We start from the raw sequence: 18,480 nt of genomic DNA, 5'->3' as shown, positions 1-18,480 counted from the left end.
TTCGCCGAGGCGTCGCTATTGCGGATCGGCAGAAGCTGCGGCACCGGCGTTGATCACGGCAACGGGTGCCGTCCTGCCGCGCACGCGGATTTCGATGCGGCGGCGTGCCTCGACCGCGCCGCGCTGGCCGGATGTGATGGTATCGCCGGGCAGGATCAGCTGTGCTGCCGACATCGGCAGGATGGTGGCATCCTTCAGCTTCGGATTGGCCTTGAGCACATTGGCGACGGCAATGGCGCGGGCAAGGCCGAGCCCCGCATTGTCGGCGGGCAGCAGGGCCGATACCGGCAGCTTGCCGTCCATCGCATTGATGATCGTATCGTCGAGATTGGATTTTTCGCGCGCCACCGGCTGCTCGTCGGTGTGGCCGATCACCTCGACGATATTGGCGCCGTAGAGGCTCAGGTTGCTGGCGATCTCATCGGTGATCGTCGTGCTGAGCAATTGGGCGAAGGTGCCGGTGAGCTCGGCGCTTCCCGACTGGAAATAGTTCTTCTTGGCATCGTCGAGATTGATGATGGGCGGCCAGTCGTGCATGCCCTTCCCGCCCCCGTTTTCGGCCAGCAGCTTGTTGACCTGATCCGGCGCCGCCGTGAGAGGGATCCCATGTTCCTTCAGTATGGCGGCCACCCTGGAAAGCGATTGCAGATCGGCCGCTGTCGCACCCTGATCGATCATGCTGTCGAGCGTCTCCTTCGCCAGCACCAGTTCACGCCATTGCTTGTCCACCGCGGCCTTGTCCGCCGCAGACAGATCCCCGGAGACGACCTTGGATTGCAGCAGCACGATCTCGGCCGCCTGCTCGGCCCGCTTCTTCTCCAGCAACGCCACCTGCTGTTCAGCTTTCTCAAGCTTGCGTTCGACATCATAGCGCTTATGCCTCTCCGCTGAAATCAGGGCAGCAGCCACGAGCAGCAGGCAGAAAACCAGAAGCAACATGGATTCAGCCATCGTCAGGCCAAGGATCAGGCCACGATTGTAGCCTTTGTGCTCCAGTTTCGGCGTGCTGTCCTGGCTTCCCGCTACCATAGATGCCACCAGCGCTTTCGCGGCGCCGCGTCCGTCGGTACAACTGCGCGTTCAGCGGTCGAGGGGCCCGGCGGCGGGGTCTGCCCCATTGCTTCGGCCATGCGGCCGAGGGCCGCTTCGATGTTGCGCAACGGCTGCAATTGCGCCTCCGACATCTCCTTGATGGCGGCAATCGCCGGCGCCAGCTCCGCCCGCACCAAATCCTCCGGTGAGCGGATCTCCTCCAGCTTCTTGCCGACATTCTCGACGGCAGCGCCGAACGTGCCGATGATCTCCGAAAGCTGCGAAGTCGTCGTCGTCAGCTGCGCGGCCGCATCGTTGATCGGCGTTACGGCCTGTTTTGCCAGCATTTCGAGGATCTTGTTGATTTCCTGGCCATTGCGCTCGGCCTGGCGGGCGATCTCCTCGAACCCTTCCGAGAGCATCTGGTTGCTGACGCGCCGGTAGTGCGAGAATTCGCGCGATGAGGAGTCGAGTTCGGTGCGCACCCGCCGTGTCATTTCCGCAAGCTCATGGCGCACGCTGCGCTCGATGTCGATCGGATCGCGCCGCATCTGGTTGAAGAGGATGCGCAGCGTCACGCCGGCGATGGTCGAGGTGACGGCGATGCCGAAATTGCGGACGATGGTCTCGATCGATGTTTCGCCGGCGAAGAGATAGAGCGATACGCCGAGGCTCGACAGGGTGAACAGAAAGCCCATGTAGTAGAGATTGTCGCCAGCCTGCTCGTTGTGCAGCCGGAATCCCGCGACCGCAAGCGACACGACGAAGTAGACCGCCATCAGCGCCAGCGGTACGCCGGTGACGACGGGCAGCGACCAGCCCATGAGCTTCGATGACCAGATGAAGATCATGCCGCCGATGGTGATGGATGCGAACAGCGCCATCGGCCCATAGTCGCGGATAAGATATCTCGCCTCGGTTCCGGCCATCAGCGTATCCCCTCCAAGCGCACGAAGCCGTCGAAATAGCCGTTGTTACCCTTGATCCACTGCGCCCAGAAGCTGGCGAGGTCCTCCATGCTGAACTTCATGTTTGGCCTTTGAAAGGCGAGGATTCTGACCGTGACGCCATCCAGCGACGTGCGAAAGCGATCGTTTGCCGGACTCTGCTGATATTTCCGATAGGATACGCCATCCCGGTAATTCGAGAATGCGGCGGTATGCTCGATCATGTCGGAGGCAACGTAGAGGCGCTTCGGGATACCGGCAGGCGCACTGGCAAAGACTTCCAGGTTGATCTTCTGGATCGCCGCCATGATCGGCGACAGCCTGCCGGATTCCCCCGCGGTCAGCTTGCCCGCGATGTCGGCGAGCGGCTTCTGGAATCCCGTCTCCCACCGCGCCTGCGCCAGCCGGGGATTGCTGGTCCATTCATCGACATTCGCGCCGCTCCCCGGGTTGCAGCCATGGAAGGTCTGAATCAGCTCGCCCTCCTTCTCGGTGAGCGCATAGATATCGATCGCGCCGCCGATGGGCACGTCCGCCACGATCTTCTGGAACTGGTTGCGGAGATCGAGCGCTGTCGTATCCGAGATCGGATCGGTGACATCGAGCAGGATCGCCGTTTCCGCCTTCGGTCCATCCACCGGGCAGAGCGACGCCTGGTCCACGGCGATATTGCCGCTCGCCTTGTAGCGCAGCCAGCCATAGGCGCCGACGATGCCGAGGGACAGGACGGCAAGACACACCGTTGCGATGATGAGGCCGGCGGAACCGCCGCGCCGGCTACGCCGCTTGCGTCGCGCCAAGGATGCTCTCCGGGAAAAGATTATCGAGCTGATGGTATTTCTCGATGGCGCGCTCGAATTCCTCGCCGATCCGCTTGATCTGCTCCGACAATTCCGCCTGCGCACTCTGGATGCGGGCGCCCAGAACCTTGTCGTCCCATTCCTCTTCGGTGCGAATGACAGGCGTCAAGCGCTCCATCTGGTAGGCGGCACTGAAATAGGACGGCTCCGGCTCGGTGCGCGCGGCCCGGTTGGCGTCACGATAGGAGGTGAGCAGCACATTGGCGGCACGCTCGAGATGGTTCTGGTGTTCGGCGAAAAGGCCCGCCGTCCGGCCACGATGCGCGATGATGGCGGCCGTCTCCTGCCGGCGCAGCGAGAGGTCTCGGATGATTTCCTCGATCTTGCTGTTGTGCTCGTCGCGGATCTCGCGAAGGTCTTCGATCAGGTCCAGCTTGCGGTCGATGTAATTGTCCCTTGCCGCATCGAGACGCTTCTGCACGCCGGCAAAGCCGGGATACGGGTCGGTCAGATAGCAGCCGTCGATGAAGGCCACGAGCGAGAACATCAGGCCGATGGCGAAGAGCATCCAGGAATTCAATTCCTGCAGCCCCAGCGGCGCGGTCTTGAGGCGCTGGATGACCTCGGCACCGGCACCGCTCAAAATCGTGGCCGAAACCTCGCGGTAATGCGCCAGCACGATATTGATCCCCAGCGCCACGGCGACATAGGCGACGAGCCCAAGAAGGCCGAGCAGCTTCAGCGCATAGGACCGATGCACCAGGAAGCGGACGCAGAAGAAGGAAAACATCAGTGCCGCGCCGATGTTGAGGAAAGCGAAGGCCGCCGCCTCCGTCACACCGCCGACGATACCCTGCTCGCTGCCCTTGGCCAGGAAGCTGCCGTTCATCACCATTTCTATGAGCACGAGGAAGATAATCAGCGAGACCTTGAAGCCCCATGCCGCCTTGCTCGAAACCTTCGCGGCGCGCTGCAGCCTGTGCCTGGCCTTGAAATCCGCCATTTCGTCCTCGGCGGTCTTCAACTTGCGGCGCAGGCCGTGCAGTTCATCGACGCCGCTTGCCGCTTCCGCCTTGAAATCCGAGACGCTGGACGCGTTCGCCTGGCGGATCAGCCCGAACTGCCCTTCGAAATCGAGGTTACGCAGACGGCTGTCGAAAGTCTGAAACTGGTCTTCCAGGATCTGGTACGAACTCTTCTTCTCCGCCTCCACCCAGGCGACGATGCGCTGTTCCGTCTCGTCATGCGACTGCGCATTCGGCGGCGGCCGGTTCTGTCGGCCGGCGGCCGCTCCCTTTTCCTTCAGGTCGAGGGTCGTGCCGAGCTTTTCGATGTCGACGACGGGAAAGACGTCCGTCGAGGCACGAAAATCATGGCTGGTCTCCCGAACGCTGTCCCAGAGACGGTTGAGGGCTTCGAAACGCAACGATCTTCCCCGGCGAATTCATCAACTTACAAAGGACAACTGAGAAATCGATACCGCACCGGTTGTCCACGGTCCAGAGCGATTTGGCCGAGGTTAGAATGCGATTGTGGTAAAGACTAGCCCGAGCCTGCCGCGATCGGCAAACAGTCGGTTCAATGAGGACGACCGCTGCGCCTTCGGGCAATCGCGTCTACACCCCGGCCGAGTTCGAAGGTACCTTCCAGAATCCCGCGCGGCGCAACCCTTCCCGATAGATATCCCGCTGCCATTGCTCCTTGAACGGCATGACAGAAACCCAGCGATCGACATCGAAACCGGGATTGGTTTGATGGATGCGCCGCACGAAGAAGCCGGCCTTTTCCTCCTCTCCGATCATCGCCCAGCTCGCTGCGGAAATCCGGTCCGCCAAGCGGGAATCGGCCATCCGGCCGATATAATCCAGGGCAGCCTCGAAGCGTCCGAGCGTGTAGCTGGCCACGGAAGCGGTCCAGAGATAGGTGTCGGGGCTGACCGGATTGAGCGCGATGGCGCTTTCAATCTTCGCCAGCGCGAGGTCCGGTCGCGATGAATGCAGCAGCGCTTCGGCATGATCGGCGATGATGCCGGCATGGCCCGGATTGAGCGCTTCGGCCAGTTTCAACGCCTCGATGCTTTCGTCGTTTTCTCGCTGGAAGGTCCTCGTCATGCCAAGCTCGCGATAGCCATCGGCGATATCTCGCCGGGCCGCGATGGCCTGCATGGCGTAGTTCTCCGCCTCATCCAGCAGGGCTGTATCGCTACCCGACGTCAGTACCCATTCCTTGGAATAGGTTCGGGCAATCGAACCGAGCGCCGGAGCGAAACGGCCGCTGCCGTTCAATGCCGCCTCCAGCTCCGACCGCGCTTTCCGCAGGTTCGGGATCGAGAGGCGATCCAGGTAGCGCCTACCGGCAAGATAGCGATGATAGGCCGTCGGGTTTTCGGCGAAATGAGACTTCATCATCTCCCGGCGTTCGATCTGCCCTGCGAGAGACAGTACGATATGGCGCATGGCCGTCTGCCTCCGCTCTTCGGATGGCGACGGCCCAAGGTTCATGCGCTCGGCCCAGACGATTTCATCGCTGGCCGCCTCGACCAGTTGCGAGAACAGCAGGGGCGTGTCGTCTCGCACGCTGAGGCGCATCTCGAGAATGTAGGAACGGCCCCATTGATCGAAAGTTGCGGCAGCGCCGTCACCAGCCTTCCCGATCCGGACCGCCGTGTTGCGGCCCGCTATCTCCAGGCTGTCCAGTGCGCAGAAGCCGATGGTGATATCGTTCACAAGGGACGCGGCATCATATCCGAGGTTTTGCCTCTCCATGGATGGGAGGAGCAGCAGAGGTATCCGTATCCTCGTACGCCCGGCCGATGCCTTTTCATCGCGGAGAACGGCGCCTTCTGCCGGTGGGGCGGAAATCTCTTCCTGCCGCACGGACCATGAACCAAGCAGCTCGGCCCGCTGTTCGAAGGTCTGCCTGAAGTATTCCACCTCACCCGCCGCATCGAATATCCGCAGCAGGATGCTATGAATATCCCGGTCTTCCGGGTCGATGCCGAGAACCAGAAGCGCCGCTTCCTTCACCAGCGCGACATCGTCCTTTGCGGTCGCTTGTGCGGCAGCGGCTTTCAACGCCTCCTTCAGCACGCCGACATGCCTGCGCCCCTGCGCCTGGCGCCATTGATGGAAGACCGTGCTCTGGCAATCGACCCCCGGCATGAATTTCGCTTCAAGCGTTTTCACCAGCAGGCTCAATCTCGCAAAAATCGAGTCCGCCTGTTCCGCGCGTGCAAAGTACAAATCGGAGAACGAGGGAGGCGCATCGAGCTCGACGACGGTTTCGCTAAAATGGAGAAACGACCTGCCAAGCGCATTCTGACGGCTTCTTATTCGCGAAATCAGCTTGCGCAGATTGACCTGCGCGCTGCCATTATCGTTTCCCCACAAAAGCCGGGCGATCACGCTGCGTGAGGCGCGCGCCGTCGGCTCCAGCATGAGGTAGGCCAGGATCAACAGGCCCTTTTCCGGAAAGGCAACCTCGCGACGCTCGCGGTCCAGAAGCTTCAGGCCGCCAAATGCATGCAGTGAAAACATAATCCCGTTCACAAAATCCGCGCGAAACAATCCCGCGAGGAAGGGTATTTTCCTTTGCCGATCGATCTCATTCGCACCCGAACCGGAATGGTGAAATTCCCTTAAGCCTATAATGTGTAGGAAGGTCCGGCGATTTTCAATTCCAATTGCCCGCAGCCCGACAAACCCTTCGCCAAATCGAAAGCGCGACATATCTTTTTGTGAACACGCGATCTCATTCGGAGCATCAAGCCATGACGTCCTCTCCCTTCAAGACTATCTGTGTCTACGGCGCCGGCGCGCTGGGTGGCGCAATCGCCGCAAAGCTCGCTTCCTGCGACGGAGCGCAGACGCAGATCTCGGTCGTTGCGCGCGGGGCACATCTGGAGAGCATCCGCTCCGGCGGCATACGCCTGTGGGAAGCCGGCGCGGACAGCCCGCTCGTGGCGCGGATGACGGCAACGGCCGATGCGGGAGAGCTGCCACCGCAGGATCTCGTCATTACCGGGCTCAAAGGTCATCAGCTTGCGGCTGCCGTCCCCGGCATCGTGAAATTGCTGCATTCGGGAACCCGGGTCGTCATGATACTGAACGGCGTGCCGTGGTGGTATTTTCACCGGGACCGGCAGAGCGGTCATGCGGAATACCAGCTGGAGGAACTCGATCCGAACGGCGAACTCTGGCACCGCGTCGGACCGGAGCGCGTCATAGGCTGCGTTGCCTATCAGGGAGCGGAAGTCATAGCGCCCGGTGAGGTCAGGCTCAGCAACAGCGGCCATTTCATCCTCGGCGAGCCTTCCGGCGAGACGACGGCCGATATCGAGGCGACAGCAGCGCTGCTCCAGCAGGCCGGCATCAATATCTCCATTTCCGGGCGCATCCGCGACGACATCTGGAGCAAGCTGATGGGCAACGCCGCCTTCAATCCGATCAGCGCGCTGACCCGGGCGCTGATGTCGGACATCATGGAGGATCCCGCGCTGGCAGCAATGGTCGGCCAGGTGATGAGCGAGGTGAAGGCCGTCGCAGAGGCCTTGGGATCGCAAATCGCCATGTCGGTCGAAGAACGCGTTGAGCGCTCGCGTCAGATCGGGCCCGTACGCACGTCCATGCTGCAGGACCTGCTGGCCGGCAAGGCACTGGAAATCACTCCACTCGTCGGCGTGGTCGTCTCGCTCGGCAAGCTTACGAACGTGCCGACGCCGATTTCCGCGACGATCCTGGCGCTGGTGACGCAGCTCGATCGCAAGAACCAGCAGGGCGCCAGCTAGGCGCCCCTCGACTACGCCAGATAGTTTGCGATTCTCCGGCAACGGTTTTGCGGCCAGTTGCCGGAGCAAATCCGGGCGTTTCGGCTCTTTATATCTCACTTACTTCTTCGTCTCTGGCCCCGAATGGATTTCCTATGAGGGCCGGCGTTACGCTTGCGGTGGAATATGGAGATCGACACCATGCTCGACACGCACGCACCCAATCTCACCGAATCCATCCGCGTTCTCGTTCATGACAGCGACGAGAAGCATCACCGCATTCCGGCATCGGCTACAACAACGAAAAGTCCGCGCAAGCATCAGCTTCACCCGCGCCAGGTTCGCGAAAAGCGCACCTTTCGGGCCATGTTCGCCTTCGGGCTGCTGCTCAGCGCCCTGGAGCTGTTCATCGTGCTGCATTATCTGTGAGACGCCGCCGAGATGAGTGGACCGACTTGCCCGAGGCGCATCGGCGGTGCGATGACAGCCCTTGTCACCCCGTTTCGTGATCGCGCCTTCGATGACGCCGCTATGACGGCACATGTGGAATGGCAGCTGCTGAGCGGGATCGACGGACTGCTGGTCTGCTCCCAGACCGGCGAAGGACCGGCATTGACCGCGGGCGAGCGAAGCCGCGCCATCGAAATCTGCGTCGAACTCGCCGAAAGCAAGGTGCCCGTCATCGTCGCGACCGGCACCTACGACACGGCAACGACCATCGAAGAAACGCTGCACGCGCAGCGGCTTCGCGCCGACGCAGCCCTCGTGACGGTTCCCTATTATTCGAAACCCACGCAGAGCGGCGTGCTCCACCACTTCAGGCAGCTTGCGACGCATACCGAGCTGCCCCTCATTGTCCATAACCAGCCGTCTCATACCGCGATCGACCTCACAGCCGCGACGGTCGCGCAACTGGCGGAAATTCCGGGTATTGTCGGGATTGCCGACAGCAGCGGCGATATTTCGCGCATCGATCGGTGGCGTGCCCTGCTGCCGGACCGGTTCGGTCTCTACACGTCCAACGATGCCTGCGCGCTCGCCTTTACCATTGCCGGCGGACACGGCTGCTTCTCCAGCGCGGCCAATATCGTGCCGCGGCTATTCCAGTCCATGCAGCACTCGGCAGTTTTCGACTCCCTCGCCGTATCCCGATCACTCGGCGAGCGACTGCAGCCATTGTTCAGCGCGCTCGCACGCGAAAGCGAGCCGGCCACGGTCAAGCACGCACTGTCACAGGTGCGGTCGGTCAGAGCGGATGTGCGTCTGCCGCTGGTCGGCGTTGCGGATGACACCGCAGCTGCGATCCATGCCGCGCTCACGCGGGTTCAGTGCGAGAGCACTGGCCGGTTTGCCTTCCACCAGACCTGCCATACAAGATTATGAAACTTCTCCATTACTATGAGATTTTTATATTTTTGCCGCTTCAGCCAAATGGAAATCCCGACAACTCCCGCATAGATTCAACGGCATGGCGCCGGAAATCGTCCTACCCGGATCGGCGGCGCCGGTGACACTGGAAAGGAATTACGATGTCACGCTACCGGCTCGCCGGCCAATCCGCCGTTCGTCTTCCGCGCCCACATGCTGCGGCCACGGCAAGGAGCGAACGACACGTCTCGTCGGACGCACTGCTGAGCGGCCTTCGCGCCATCGCGCCGCGCCTCGGGCTTGTCTTTCTGATTGCCGGCGCTTTGCAGATGACGCTGCGCCTGACCGGACACTGAGCAAACCGAAGACATCCAAAAGGAAGAAGAATACATGGCAAACGCACAGCATATTCCGCGCCGCCCGGCTCACCGCCAGATTTCGCCGGCTCCGGCGCGCTTCATCATCGGCCGAAACCGACGCGGCGGCTGGGTCGTTCACGACAGGCAGGGTCTCGTCGGCGGCCTGTTCCGCAACGAGGCCGCCGCCTTGCACTTCGCAGCGGAAGAATGCAACCATAATCCGGCCGATATCTGCCATGCGCCGGAAGGTGCCATCCTCGAACTGGATGGTTTTGCAACTATCTTTTCCAACCTGCATTAGCGCAATGCCAGGAAAAGCGCGCAGCGGTTTTTAGCCCGGAACTGCGCAAAAACAAAGAGATGGGCGGTCAGCGGTTCCGTGAAACGCAGAGCCGCCCCAAGCCCAATCAACACAGGCTTCGACAGTTCCGGCATCCCGGCCGAACGCTTCCTTAACCCGCGTTCGGTAGTCTTTCAGACCAGATGTCCCGGACAACAGAAACACGATGTCGAAGCCTGCCTTCCGCTACAGTCACTACGATCTCAGGGAACAACGCGCCGGCACGGTGATCGAAATCACGCTCTCGGCCATCGCCAATGTCAGGCTGATGAACGACTCGAATTTCGAGCGCTTCACGGAAACCCTCAAGCACCAGTTTCTGGGCGGTGTCGCCAAGAAATCGCCAATCCGGCTCACCATACCGGAATCCGGTCACTGGCATATCATCATCGACATGGAAGGCCATAAAAGCCTGGCGGAATCGAGCGTGAAAACGGTCGACAAAGCGCCTGCCCCGCGCATGCAGAAAGCCCCGCAGGAAGCCGCCAACGGCCATTGACAAACGGCGTCAGCGCTCGCCGCGTTCCTTGCGCAGCTTCGCCCACCAGTCCAGCCGCTTGCGGATTTCGCGCTCGAATCCGCGCTCCGGCGGATCGTAAAACGTCTGCCGGCCCAATTTCTCCGGAAAATAGTTCTGCCCCGAAAAGGCATCCGGCTCGTCATGGTCATAACGATAGCCGTCGCCATAGCCTTCGGTACGCATCAGCTTGGTGGGTGCATTGAGGATGTGCTTGGGCGGCAGCAGCGAACCGTTCTGCTTGGCGGCCTGCGTCGCCGCCTTGAAGGCGGTATAGACCGCATTGGATTTCGGCGCGGTCGCGAGATAGACGCAAGCCTGCGCCAGCGCCAGTTCCCCCTCCGGCGAGCCCAGATAATCATAGGCATCCTTGGCGGCATTGCAGATCACCAGAGCCTGCGGGTCCGCAAGTCCGATATCTTCCACCGCCATGCGCACCAGCCGGCGGCCGAGATAGAGCGGATCTTCGCCGGCATCGAACATGCGCGCGAGATAGTAGAGCGCTGCATCCGGGTCGGAGCCGCGAACCGACTTATGAAGCGCGGAAATCAGATTATAGTGCCCATCCTGCGCCTTGTCGTACACCGGGGCGCGACGCTGGACGATCTTGACCAGCATGTCGGGGTCGAAAAGCTCATCCTTGCGCGCGGCACGCCAGACCTCTTCCGCCAGCGTCAGCACCGAACGGCCATCGCCATCGGCCATGCCGATCAGGCTGGCGCGGGCATCCTCCGTCAGCGGCAGCGGCTTGCCTTCCACCGCCTCGGCCCGGCGCAGCAGCTCTTCCAGGCTTTCCTCGTCATGCGAGCGGAACGTCAGGACGCGGGCGCGGGAGAGAAGAGCGGCATTGAGTTCGAAGGACGGATTCTCCGTCGTCGCTCCCACAAGAATGACGGTGCCGTTCTCCATGACGGGCAGGAAGCTATCCTGCTGCGCGCGATTGAAGCGATGGATCTCGTCGACGAAAAGCAGGGTCTGCCGGCCGTCCATGCGGCGCAGCCGAGCCGCCTCGAAGACTTTCTTCAGATCGGCGACACCGGAAAAGATCGCCGAAATCTGCTCGAAGGCGAGACCCGCCTCGCCCGAAAGCAGCCGGGCAACCGTGGTCTTGCCGGTGCCGGGCGGTCCCCAGAAGATCATCGAGCCGAGCGAACCCGCCTCGATCATCCGGCGCAAAACGCCGTCCTCGCCGGTCAGATGCGCCTGACCGGTGACTTCAGCCAGCGTTTGCGGCCGCAGACGATCGGCCAGAGGCCGCTTGTTGGCGACCTCCTCCGGTATCCGCGGTGCAAACAGGTCGTCGCTCATCGGAAGAACTGCCGGATGCGCTGTCCGTCACGCTCGATCTCGACGCGCCAGAAGCTCGGGTTGGAGCTGACGGTTTTCTGAAGCGTTTCCGTGGTGCTGATTGCAACGCCATTGATGGAAATGACGATATCGCGCGCGGCAAATCCCAGCCGATCCGCCGGCGAGTTCGGCTTCAGACTCTCGATGACGACGCCTGTGGAATCAGGCGGCATATGCAGATCGTCGGCAACGCGCGGCGAGAGATTGGCAACGGTCGCGCCGGAGAACGGATTGTCGCCCTCGATCGCCCGTTCGTCACGCGGCGTGGATTCGGGCGCCGCGGCAAGCGTCATCGTGGTCTCGTGCTCCTTGCCGTTGTCGAGCACGGTCAACGACACGGTTGCACCCAGGCCGGCCGTCGTCAGGCGGTAGCCCAGAGCGTCGGGATGCTCGATGGAGATGTTGTTCAGCGCCGTGATCACCTCGCCCGGCTTGAGGCCGGCCTTTGCCGCCGGCCCGCCATCGACCACCTTCGTCACCAGCGCGCCGCGCACCTTGTCCAGACCAAGCGCTTCGGCGACATCGGACGTCACCGGCTCGAAAGACGCTCCGATATAGGGACGCTCGAAGGACTTGTCTCCCCGGTCGGCCGCGGCAAGGAAGACCTTGACCAGGTTGGCGGGGATGGCAAAGCCGATACCGTTGGAGCCGCCGCCCTGGGAGAAGATCGCCGTATTGAGCCCGATCAGCTGGCCGGTCATGTTGACGAGCGCGCCGCCCGAATTGCCGGGGTTGATCGAGGCGTCGGTCTGGATGAAGAAGCCGACCTCGTTCTTCACCTGGTTACGGGCGAGCGCGGAGACGATACCGCTCGTCACCGTCTGCCCGACGCCGAAGGGGTTGCCGATTGCGAGAACGAGATCGCCGACCTCGATCCCATCGGAATTGCCGATGGGCAGGACCGGGAAGGTCTCATTTTTCGACTGGATTTTCAGCACGGCAAGATCGACACGATCGTCTTTCAGAATGACCTTGCAGGGAAATTCGCGGCCGTCCGAGAGCGCGATCTTGATATCGTCGGCGCCATCGACGACGTGATTGTTGGTAATGACGGTGCCGTTCGCCTCCACGATGACGCCCGAGCCCAGCGACGATTGCTTCTCGGTGCGATTCGGCATGCGCTGCCCGAAAAACTGCTCGAAGAAGGGATCGCCGGCAAACGGCGACTGGCGTTGCACGACCCGCTCGGCATAGACGTTCACCACCGCGCCCGCCGTCTGCTTGACCAGCGGCGCGAAGGAAAGCTGCATCTCCGTCTGGCTTTGCGGCAGCGTCTTTGCCGTCTGAGCCTCAGCGGAAAGCGGCATCGCCATGACGAGAGCAATCATCGAAACGGCAGTGCGCTTCAGGAGGACTTGCATGGAAATTTCCCTTTTTATTTCTCTTTAAACAACGTTGTAGCGCCCGACGCTAGAAAGAAAAGAGGGCGGAAGCATGAAGCATAAATGGAGGTATGCGGCGATAAAAAACAGGTTCGATGAACAAAAACATGCTGTCATGCATTTCGCGTTGGGAATCGTGAAAAGGGAACCAGACATGCGATCGAACCATCTTGCCGCCGCCTTCGTCTTCACCGTCGCCATGGCCGGCACCTCTCATGCGGCCAGCTTCGATTGCGAGGCGCCAACCCTGAAGCCGGACGAAAAGACGATATGCGACGTCCGGGCGCTCAACGATGCCGATGTGAAGATGGTGACGACATTCGACCTGCTTTCGGGGCTTCTGGCCATGGGCGCGCGCGGGACGATGCAGGACCAGCAGACCGAATGGCTGAAGAAACGGCAGGCCTGCGGAGCGGATGTCGCGTGCCTGACTTCATCCTACGAGGAGCGCCTGAAGGTGCTGAACGACACCTACAAGCAGATCAATCGGCCGCTGTAAGGGTTTGGTTTGCAATGGCTTAAGGGCTCACGCCGGAGATGTCCCCTCTCCCCGCCTGCGGGGAGAAGGCCAGCGTGAGGGGCAAGCGCGCGTCAGGCAGACTATGCTTTCGCGGCAAATCTCCCGAAAGCCCCTCATCGTCCTCTCGCGGCCGAGCTCTGCTCGACCGTTCGAGTCCACCTTCCCCCCGCTCTGCGGGGCGAAGGGGCTTGGTTATTTCCCACCCAGATCCCTGACCGCACCGCGGTCCGCGCTCGTGGCAAACGCGGCATAAGCCTTCAGCGCCGTGGTGACGTTGCGCTTGCGCACTTCGGCCGGATGCCAGCCCTTGGCATTCTGGGCTTCGCGGCGTGCGGCCAGCTCCTTATCGTCGATGCGCAGGCTGATGATCCGGTTCGGGATGTCGATGTCGATCATGTCGCCTTCGCGCACCAGGCCGATCACGCCGCCATTCGCCGCCTCGGGCGAAACGTGGCCGATCGACAGGCCGGAGGTGCCGCCGGAAAAGCGGCCGTCGGTGATCAGCGCGCAAGCCTTGCCGAGGCCCTTCGACTTCAGATAGCTCGTCGGATAGAGCATTTCCTGCATACCGGGGCCGCCCTTCGGACCTTCGTAGCGGATGACAACGACGTCGCCGGCCTTGACCTCGTTGCTGAGAATGCCCTTGACGGCGGCATCCTGGCTTTCGAAGACCTTGGCCGGGCCGGAGAATTTCAGGATCGATTCATCGACGCCGGCCGTCTTCACGATGCAGCCGTCCAGCGCCAGATTGCCCTTGAGGACGGCAAGACCGCCATCCTTGGAGAAAGGATGCTCGACGGAGCGGATGACGCCCTTCTCGCGGTCCGTGTCCAGCTCGTCCCAACGGGAGCTCTGGCTGAAGGCAACCTGCGTCGGAACGCCGCCCGGAGCCGCGCGGAAGAATTCGCGCACGCTTTCGCTGTTGGTACGGGTGATGTCCCAGCGTTCGATGGCGTCGCCAAGCGTCTCGGCATGCACGGTCGGGCAATCGCGGTTGATCAGGCCGCCCTTGTCGAGCTCTCCCAGGATCGACATGATGCCGCCGGCGCGATGGACGTCTTCCATGTGAACGTCGCTCTTGGCGGGCGCGACCTTGGAAAGGCAAGGCACGCGGCGCGACAGCGCATCGATGTCGGCCATGGTAAAGTCAATCTCGCCCTCATGCGCGGCCGCCAGAATGTGCAGCACGGTGTTGGTCGAGCCGCCCATGGCGATATCGAGCGACATGGCGTTTTCGAATGCTTGCTTCGAGGCCACGTTGCGCGGCAGGATCGTCGCATCGTCCTGCTCGTAATAACGGCGGGCGAGATCGACGATCAGATGGCCGGCTTCGACGAAGAGGCGCTTGCGGTCGGCGTGGGTGGCGAGCGTCGAACCGTTGCCGGGCAGCGACAGGCCGAGGGCTTCGGTCAGGCAGTTCATCGAATTGGCGGTAAACATGCCGGAACAGGAACCGCAGGTCGGACAGGCGGAGCGCTCGATGACCTGAACGTCCTCGTCGGTGATCTTGTCGTCGGCAGCGGCAACCATCGCATCGACGAGGTCGAGGGCGACCTTCTTGCCGTGCAGGACGACCTTGCCGGCTTCCATCGGGCCGCCGGAAACGAAGACCGTCGGGATGTTCAGGCGCAGCGAGGCCATGAGCATGCCGGGGGTGATCTTGTCGCAGTTGGAGATGCAGACCATTGCGTCGGCGCAATGGGCGTTGACCATGTATTCGACGCTGTCGGCGATCAGTTCGCGCGACGGCAGCGAATAAAGCATGCCGTCATGGCCCATGGCGATGCCGTCGTCGACGGCGATGGTGTTGAATTCCTTGGCCACGCCGCCGGCCGCCTCGATCTCGCGGGCGACAAGCTGGCCCAGATCCTTGAGGTGAACGTGGCCGGGCACGAACTGGGTGAAGGAATTGACCACCGCGATAATGGGCTTGCCGAAATCGCTGTCCTTCATACCCGTCGCGCGCCAAAGGCCGCGTGCACCGGCCATGTTGCGGCCGTGGGTGGTGGTTCTGGAACGATAAGCTGGCATGGTGTCTTCCTCGTCATCCTGGAATTTGCGCGGCGTCGGCATAGGCCAAAGGCTTGGGCCGAAGGGGACGCCGGCAACTCCGCTTTTTGGGATTGTCCTAATCCAATCGTGCAATACTGTCACTATCAACTCAAGCGAATCCGGTACGCCGCAAGGGCAAGGGCCGTATCCGCGCCGCCGGGCCGCACGCTTGAAATTGGGAACGAAGCGATCCGATCACAAGCGCACACAAAAAGTTGGTTTCACTTTGAAAGAAATGCCGGCCTAAGAGTGTAACAAAACCTGTGCCCGCCGCGTATTGATTTTTGTCGCCGCAACCGCATAGAGGAATCGTTCCATGCCTGCCTTCCGCCCGCCCAGAATTGCGCCATCAGAGATCACGCCACGCTCGGCCTATCTCAAGCGCCGCGAATTCCTGACGGCTGCGACCGCCGGCATCGGCATGGCTGCCATCGGCGGCAAGGCGGCGATGGCCGAGGCGCTGACGGCGACCAGGAGCAGCTACACGGTCGACGAGAAGCTGACGCCGATCAAGGACGTCACCACCTACAACAATTTCTACGAATTCGGCCTCGACAAGGCCGATCCGGCCAACCTTTCGGGCAAATTCAAGCCCAGGCCCTGGACGATCAAGGTCGACGGCATGGTCAACAGGCCCGGCACGTTCGATATCGACGCGCTGATCAAGGAGTTCCCTCCGGAAGAGCGCGTGTATCGCATGCGCTGCGTCGAGGCCTGGTCGATGGTCATTCCATGGGATGGCTTTCCGCTGTCGGCGCTGCTCGACAAGGTGGAGCCACAGGGCAGTGCCAAATTCGTCGCCTTCGAGACGGTTGTCAGGCCGGAGGAAATGCCGGGGCAATCGGGCATTTTCCAATCGCTGAACTGGCCCTATGTCGAAGGCTTGCGCCTGGACGAGGCGCGCAATCCTCTCACGCTGCTCGCCGTCGGGCTTTACGGCGAAACCCTGCCCAACCAGAACGGCGCGCCGATCCGGCTCGTCGTGCCGTGGAAATATGGCTTCAAGGGTATCAAGTCGATCGTGCGCATCACGCTCACCGACAAGCAGCCATTGAATACCTGGCAAGCAACCAACAGCCAGGAATATGGCTTCTACGCCAACGTCAATCCGGCCGTCGACCATCCGCGCTGGAGCCAGGCGACCGAACGGCGCATCGGCGAAGGCGGTTTCTTCGGCTCCAACCGCCATCCTACCCTGCCCTTCAACGGCTATGCGGATCAGGTCGCCAGCCTCTATAGCGGCATGGACCTGCGGGTAAATTTCTGATGGCTCTCTCCTTTGCCCTGCCCAAGCGCTGGCAATCCGCTTCCGTCTGGGCGCTCTACCTTGTCGGGCTTCTGCCGGCCGTCTGGGAATTCTATCTCGGCGCGACCGATCAGCTCGGCGCCGACGCGGTCAAGACCTTCGAGCTTTTCCTGGGGCTGTGGGCGATCCGTTTCCTGCTGCTGACGCTGGCGGTGACGCCGCTTCGGGATCTCTTCGGCTGGAACTATCTGCGCTATCGCCGTGCGCTCGGCCTGCTCTGTTTCTACTACGCCCTGATGCACCTGATCGTCTACATGGTGCTCGACCAGGCGCTGGACGTGCAGGCCGTGATCGACGACGTGCTGAAGCGGCCCTTCATCATGTTCGGCATGGCGGGCCTCGTCATGCTGCTGGCGCTTGCCGTGACCTCGAACAACGTCTCGATCAAGCGTCTCGGCAAAAAGTGGATCTGGCTGCACCGCCTCGTCTATATCGTCGCCGCCTGCGGCGCCCTGCACTTCGCCCTGTCGACCAAGGTCCTGTCGCTGGAGCAGTTCGTCTATATCGGCCTGCTGATCGCCATGATCCTTTACCGATCCTACAGGCCGATCATGATGGAGAGGCGTCGGGCGGCGCGCAGGCCCGCTCCGGCCTCAAGTTCCAGAGCGGCCTGAAGACGGCCGCCCTGTCCTTTTCAAGCGAGTATCATTCCGCGGCGCTGGCGATTTTCGCCTGGCCCCGCTCCTGCACCTCGACGGTCGCCGTCAGCCCGGCAATCAGCTTCGTGCCGTCGGGCACCTTGTCGAGCGCGATGCGCACCGGCACGCGTTGGGCGAGGCGCACCCAGCTGAAGGTCGGCGTAATGTTGGCGAGCAGGCTGCCCGAGGTCCGTTCACGGTCCTCGATGCCGTAGGCGATGCTTTCGACATGACCGGTCAGCTTCTCGACCTGACCCATCAGGTGAATGGAAACCTGGTCGCCGACATGGATGCGCGGCAGCTTCGTTTCCTCGAAATAGCCTTCGACGCGCAGGGAATCGGTATCGATCAGCGCCACCTTGGCGGTGCCGGCCGAAACATAATCGCCCGGACGCAGGCTGAGGTTGGAAATCGTGCCGTTGACGGTGGCACGGACTTCGGAGCGGTCGAGGTTCAGCTGGGCAAGCTCGCGATTGGCGGTCGCCTGACGGAGCGTGGCTTCAGCCTGCTGCTCGGTCGTCTGCGCCTGCTCCTTCTGCTGGAGGGAGGCGGCGTCGCCAAGGCGTTCCTGCCGCTGGCTTTCTCGGCGGGCCTGATCGAGAGCGGCCTTGCTGCTCGCAAGCGCGGCATCCGCCTGTTCCAGAGCGATGGCGAAGCGGTCGCGATCGACGCGGAAGAGGACATCGCCTTTCTTGACGGTCTGGTTGTCGTTGACGAGAACCTCGCTCACGAGACCGGAGACGTCGGGCGCGATACCGACGACATCGGCCCGCAGGCGCGCATCGCGCGTCCACGGCTCGTCCATATAATGGCCCCAGAGCTGACGGCCGACATAGATGGCGGCAACGACGAAGATGAGAGTGACGGCCACGCGGCCGATGAGTTTTAACGCGTTCATGTGAAGTACCAACGAGAGACAGAGGAGACGGCGCCGAGGAGCAGGACGTAAAGCGCGAGATCGAAAAGACCGCGATGCCAGACCAGAGTGTAAGCTCCGATCCATGCCAGGAGGCGTCGAAGAATGATGACGGCAAACAGCGTCACGAGCATGAGAACGAGAAGGCGCGGGATATAGACGCCATAAAGATCGAATTCTGCGGGCATGAT

The 18,480-nt window shown here is 61.9% G+C and carries 19 protein-coding genes; 9 read left to right on the top strand and 10 right to left on the bottom strand.

Annotation, left to right across the window (positions count from 1 at the left end; translation table 11 throughout):
- Nucleotides 1-15: 15 nt before the first annotated feature.
- From ACJJVH_RS05310 to ACJJVH_RS05290, 5 genes are all read right to left on the bottom strand, one after another.
- On the bottom strand, nucleotides 16-1,029 hold the full coding sequence (locus ACJJVH_RS05310) for a hypothetical protein (protein ID WP_412064860.1): 1,014 nt from the start codon (nucleotides 1,027-1,029) through the stop codon (nucleotides 16-18).
- Entirely contained in the window at nucleotides 1,023-1,961 is a 939-nt protein-coding gene (locus tag ACJJVH_RS05305) for a hypothetical protein (RefSeq protein ID WP_412064859.1), read from the bottom strand. Before ACJJVH_RS05305 ends, ACJJVH_RS05310 begins: the two co-directional genes overlap by 7 nt.
- Entirely contained in the window at nucleotides 1,961-2,779 is an 819-nt protein-coding gene (locus ACJJVH_RS05300; RefSeq protein WP_112795684.1) for a hypothetical protein, read from the bottom strand. Before ACJJVH_RS05300 ends, ACJJVH_RS05305 begins: the two co-directional genes overlap by 1 nt.
- Nucleotides 2,757-4,205: a hypothetical protein gene (locus ACJJVH_RS05295; RefSeq protein WP_412064858.1), complete on the bottom strand. Its 1,449-nt coding sequence runs from the start codon at nucleotides 4,203-4,205 to the stop codon at nucleotides 2,757-2,759. The genes ACJJVH_RS05300 and ACJJVH_RS05295 overlap by 23 nt, the downstream gene beginning before the upstream one ends.
- A gap of 190 nt (nucleotides 4,206-4,395) precedes the next feature.
- The gene (locus ACJJVH_RS05290; protein WP_412064857.1) at nucleotides 4,396-6,315 is read right to left on the bottom strand and encodes a hypothetical protein; all 1,920 of its coding nucleotides are present in this window, start codon (nucleotides 6,313-6,315) and stop codon (nucleotides 4,396-4,398) included.
- Nucleotides 6,316-6,548: 233 nt separating this feature from the next.
- Between ACJJVH_RS05290 and ACJJVH_RS05285 the strand changes: the two genes are divergently transcribed.
- From ACJJVH_RS05285 to ACJJVH_RS05260, 6 genes are all read left to right on the top strand, one after another.
- Complete coding sequence (locus tag ACJJVH_RS05285; RefSeq protein WP_113435798.1) at nucleotides 6,549-7,565, top strand: 2-dehydropantoate 2-reductase; 1,017 nt, start codon at nucleotides 6,549-6,551, stop codon at nucleotides 7,563-7,565.
- 180 nt (nucleotides 7,566-7,745) lie between these two features.
- Nucleotides 7,746-7,973, top strand: coding sequence for a hypothetical protein (locus tag ACJJVH_RS05280; RefSeq protein ID WP_162752443.1), 228 nt, complete (start codon nucleotides 7,746-7,748; stop codon nucleotides 7,971-7,973).
- 12 nt (nucleotides 7,974-7,985) lie between these two features.
- The gene (gene dapA, locus ACJJVH_RS05275) at nucleotides 7,986-8,927 is read left to right on the top strand and encodes a 4-hydroxy-tetrahydrodipicolinate synthase (protein ID WP_412064856.1); all 942 of its coding nucleotides are present in this window, start codon (nucleotides 7,986-7,988) and stop codon (nucleotides 8,925-8,927) included.
- Between the two features lie 146 nt (nucleotides 8,928-9,073).
- Nucleotides 9,074-9,268, top strand: a complete 195-nt coding sequence (locus tag ACJJVH_RS05270; protein WP_412064855.1) for a hypothetical protein — start codon at nucleotides 9,074-9,076, stop codon at nucleotides 9,266-9,268.
- Nucleotides 9,269-9,302: 34 nt separating this feature from the next.
- The gene (locus ACJJVH_RS05265) at nucleotides 9,303-9,572 is read left to right on the top strand and encodes a hypothetical protein (RefSeq protein WP_112795696.1); all 270 of its coding nucleotides are present in this window, start codon (nucleotides 9,303-9,305) and stop codon (nucleotides 9,570-9,572) included.
- 205 nt (nucleotides 9,573-9,777) lie between these two features.
- Complete coding sequence (locus ACJJVH_RS05260; protein ID WP_412064854.1) at nucleotides 9,778-10,110, top strand: DUF1883 domain-containing protein; 333 nt, start codon at nucleotides 9,778-9,780, stop codon at nucleotides 10,108-10,110.
- A gap of 9 nt (nucleotides 10,111-10,119) precedes the next feature.
- On the opposite strand, the gene ACJJVH_RS05255 is transcribed toward ACJJVH_RS05260, so the two are convergent.
- The gene (locus tag ACJJVH_RS05255) at nucleotides 10,120-11,436 is read right to left on the bottom strand and encodes a replication-associated recombination protein A (RefSeq protein WP_412064853.1); all 1,317 of its coding nucleotides are present in this window, start codon (nucleotides 11,434-11,436) and stop codon (nucleotides 10,120-10,122) included.
- Entirely contained in the window at nucleotides 11,433-12,836 is a 1,404-nt protein-coding gene (locus ACJJVH_RS05250) for a DegQ family serine endoprotease (RefSeq protein ID WP_113372552.1), read from the bottom strand. The genes ACJJVH_RS05255 and ACJJVH_RS05250 overlap by 4 nt, the downstream gene beginning before the upstream one ends.
- A 175-nt stretch (nucleotides 12,837-13,011) precedes the next feature.
- Here ACJJVH_RS05250 and ACJJVH_RS05245 point away from each other — a divergent pair, with 175 nt between their 5' ends.
- Nucleotides 13,012-13,356 carry a hypothetical protein gene (locus tag ACJJVH_RS05245; protein WP_113358028.1) on the top strand — a complete coding sequence of 115 codons (345 nt, stop codon included), beginning with the start codon at nucleotides 13,012-13,014 and terminating at the stop codon, nucleotides 13,354-13,356.
- A 213-nt stretch (nucleotides 13,357-13,569) separates the two neighbouring features.
- Here ACJJVH_RS05245 and ilvD read toward each other — a convergent pair whose 3' ends face one another.
- Nucleotides 13,570-15,408, bottom strand: a complete 1,839-nt coding sequence (gene ilvD / locus ACJJVH_RS05240; RefSeq protein ID WP_113383576.1) for a dihydroxy-acid dehydratase — start codon at nucleotides 15,406-15,408, stop codon at nucleotides 13,570-13,572.
- A gap of 337 nt (nucleotides 15,409-15,745) precedes the next feature.
- Here ilvD and msrP point away from each other — a divergent pair, with 337 nt between their 5' ends.
- Both msrP and msrQ read left to right on the top strand, forming a co-directional pair.
- A complete protein-coding gene (gene msrP / locus ACJJVH_RS05235) occupies nucleotides 15,746-16,696 on the top strand; it encodes a protein-methionine-sulfoxide reductase catalytic subunit MsrP (RefSeq protein WP_112803537.1) in 951 nt (316 codons plus the stop codon).
- Entirely contained in the window at nucleotides 16,693-17,349 is a 657-nt protein-coding gene (msrQ, locus tag ACJJVH_RS05230; protein WP_112803539.1) for a protein-methionine-sulfoxide reductase heme-binding subunit MsrQ, read from the top strand. Before msrP ends, msrQ begins: the two co-directional genes overlap by 4 nt.
- Nucleotides 17,350-17,380: 31 nt before the next feature.
- Here the strand turns inward: msrQ and ACJJVH_RS05225 are convergent, their stop codons facing one another.
- Both ACJJVH_RS05225 and ACJJVH_RS05220 read right to left on the bottom strand, forming a co-directional pair.
- Entirely contained in the window at nucleotides 17,381-18,271 is an 891-nt protein-coding gene (locus tag ACJJVH_RS05225; RefSeq protein WP_112803541.1) for an HlyD family secretion protein, read from the bottom strand.
- Nucleotides 18,268-18,477: a DUF1656 domain-containing protein gene (locus ACJJVH_RS05220; protein ID WP_092844950.1), complete on the bottom strand. Its 210-nt coding sequence runs from the start codon at nucleotides 18,475-18,477 to the stop codon at nucleotides 18,268-18,270. Before ACJJVH_RS05220 ends, ACJJVH_RS05225 begins: the two co-directional genes overlap by 4 nt.
- Between the last annotated feature and the right edge of the window lie 3 nt (nucleotides 18,478-18,480).

The organism is Rhizobium sp. SYY.PMSO, assembly GCF_046840415.1.
GTDB lineage: Bacteria > Pseudomonadota > Alphaproteobacteria > Rhizobiales > Rhizobiaceae > Rhizobium.
The sequence above is the reverse complement of the archived record's forward strand: the minus strand, read 5'-3'. Positions and strand labels throughout refer to the sequence as shown.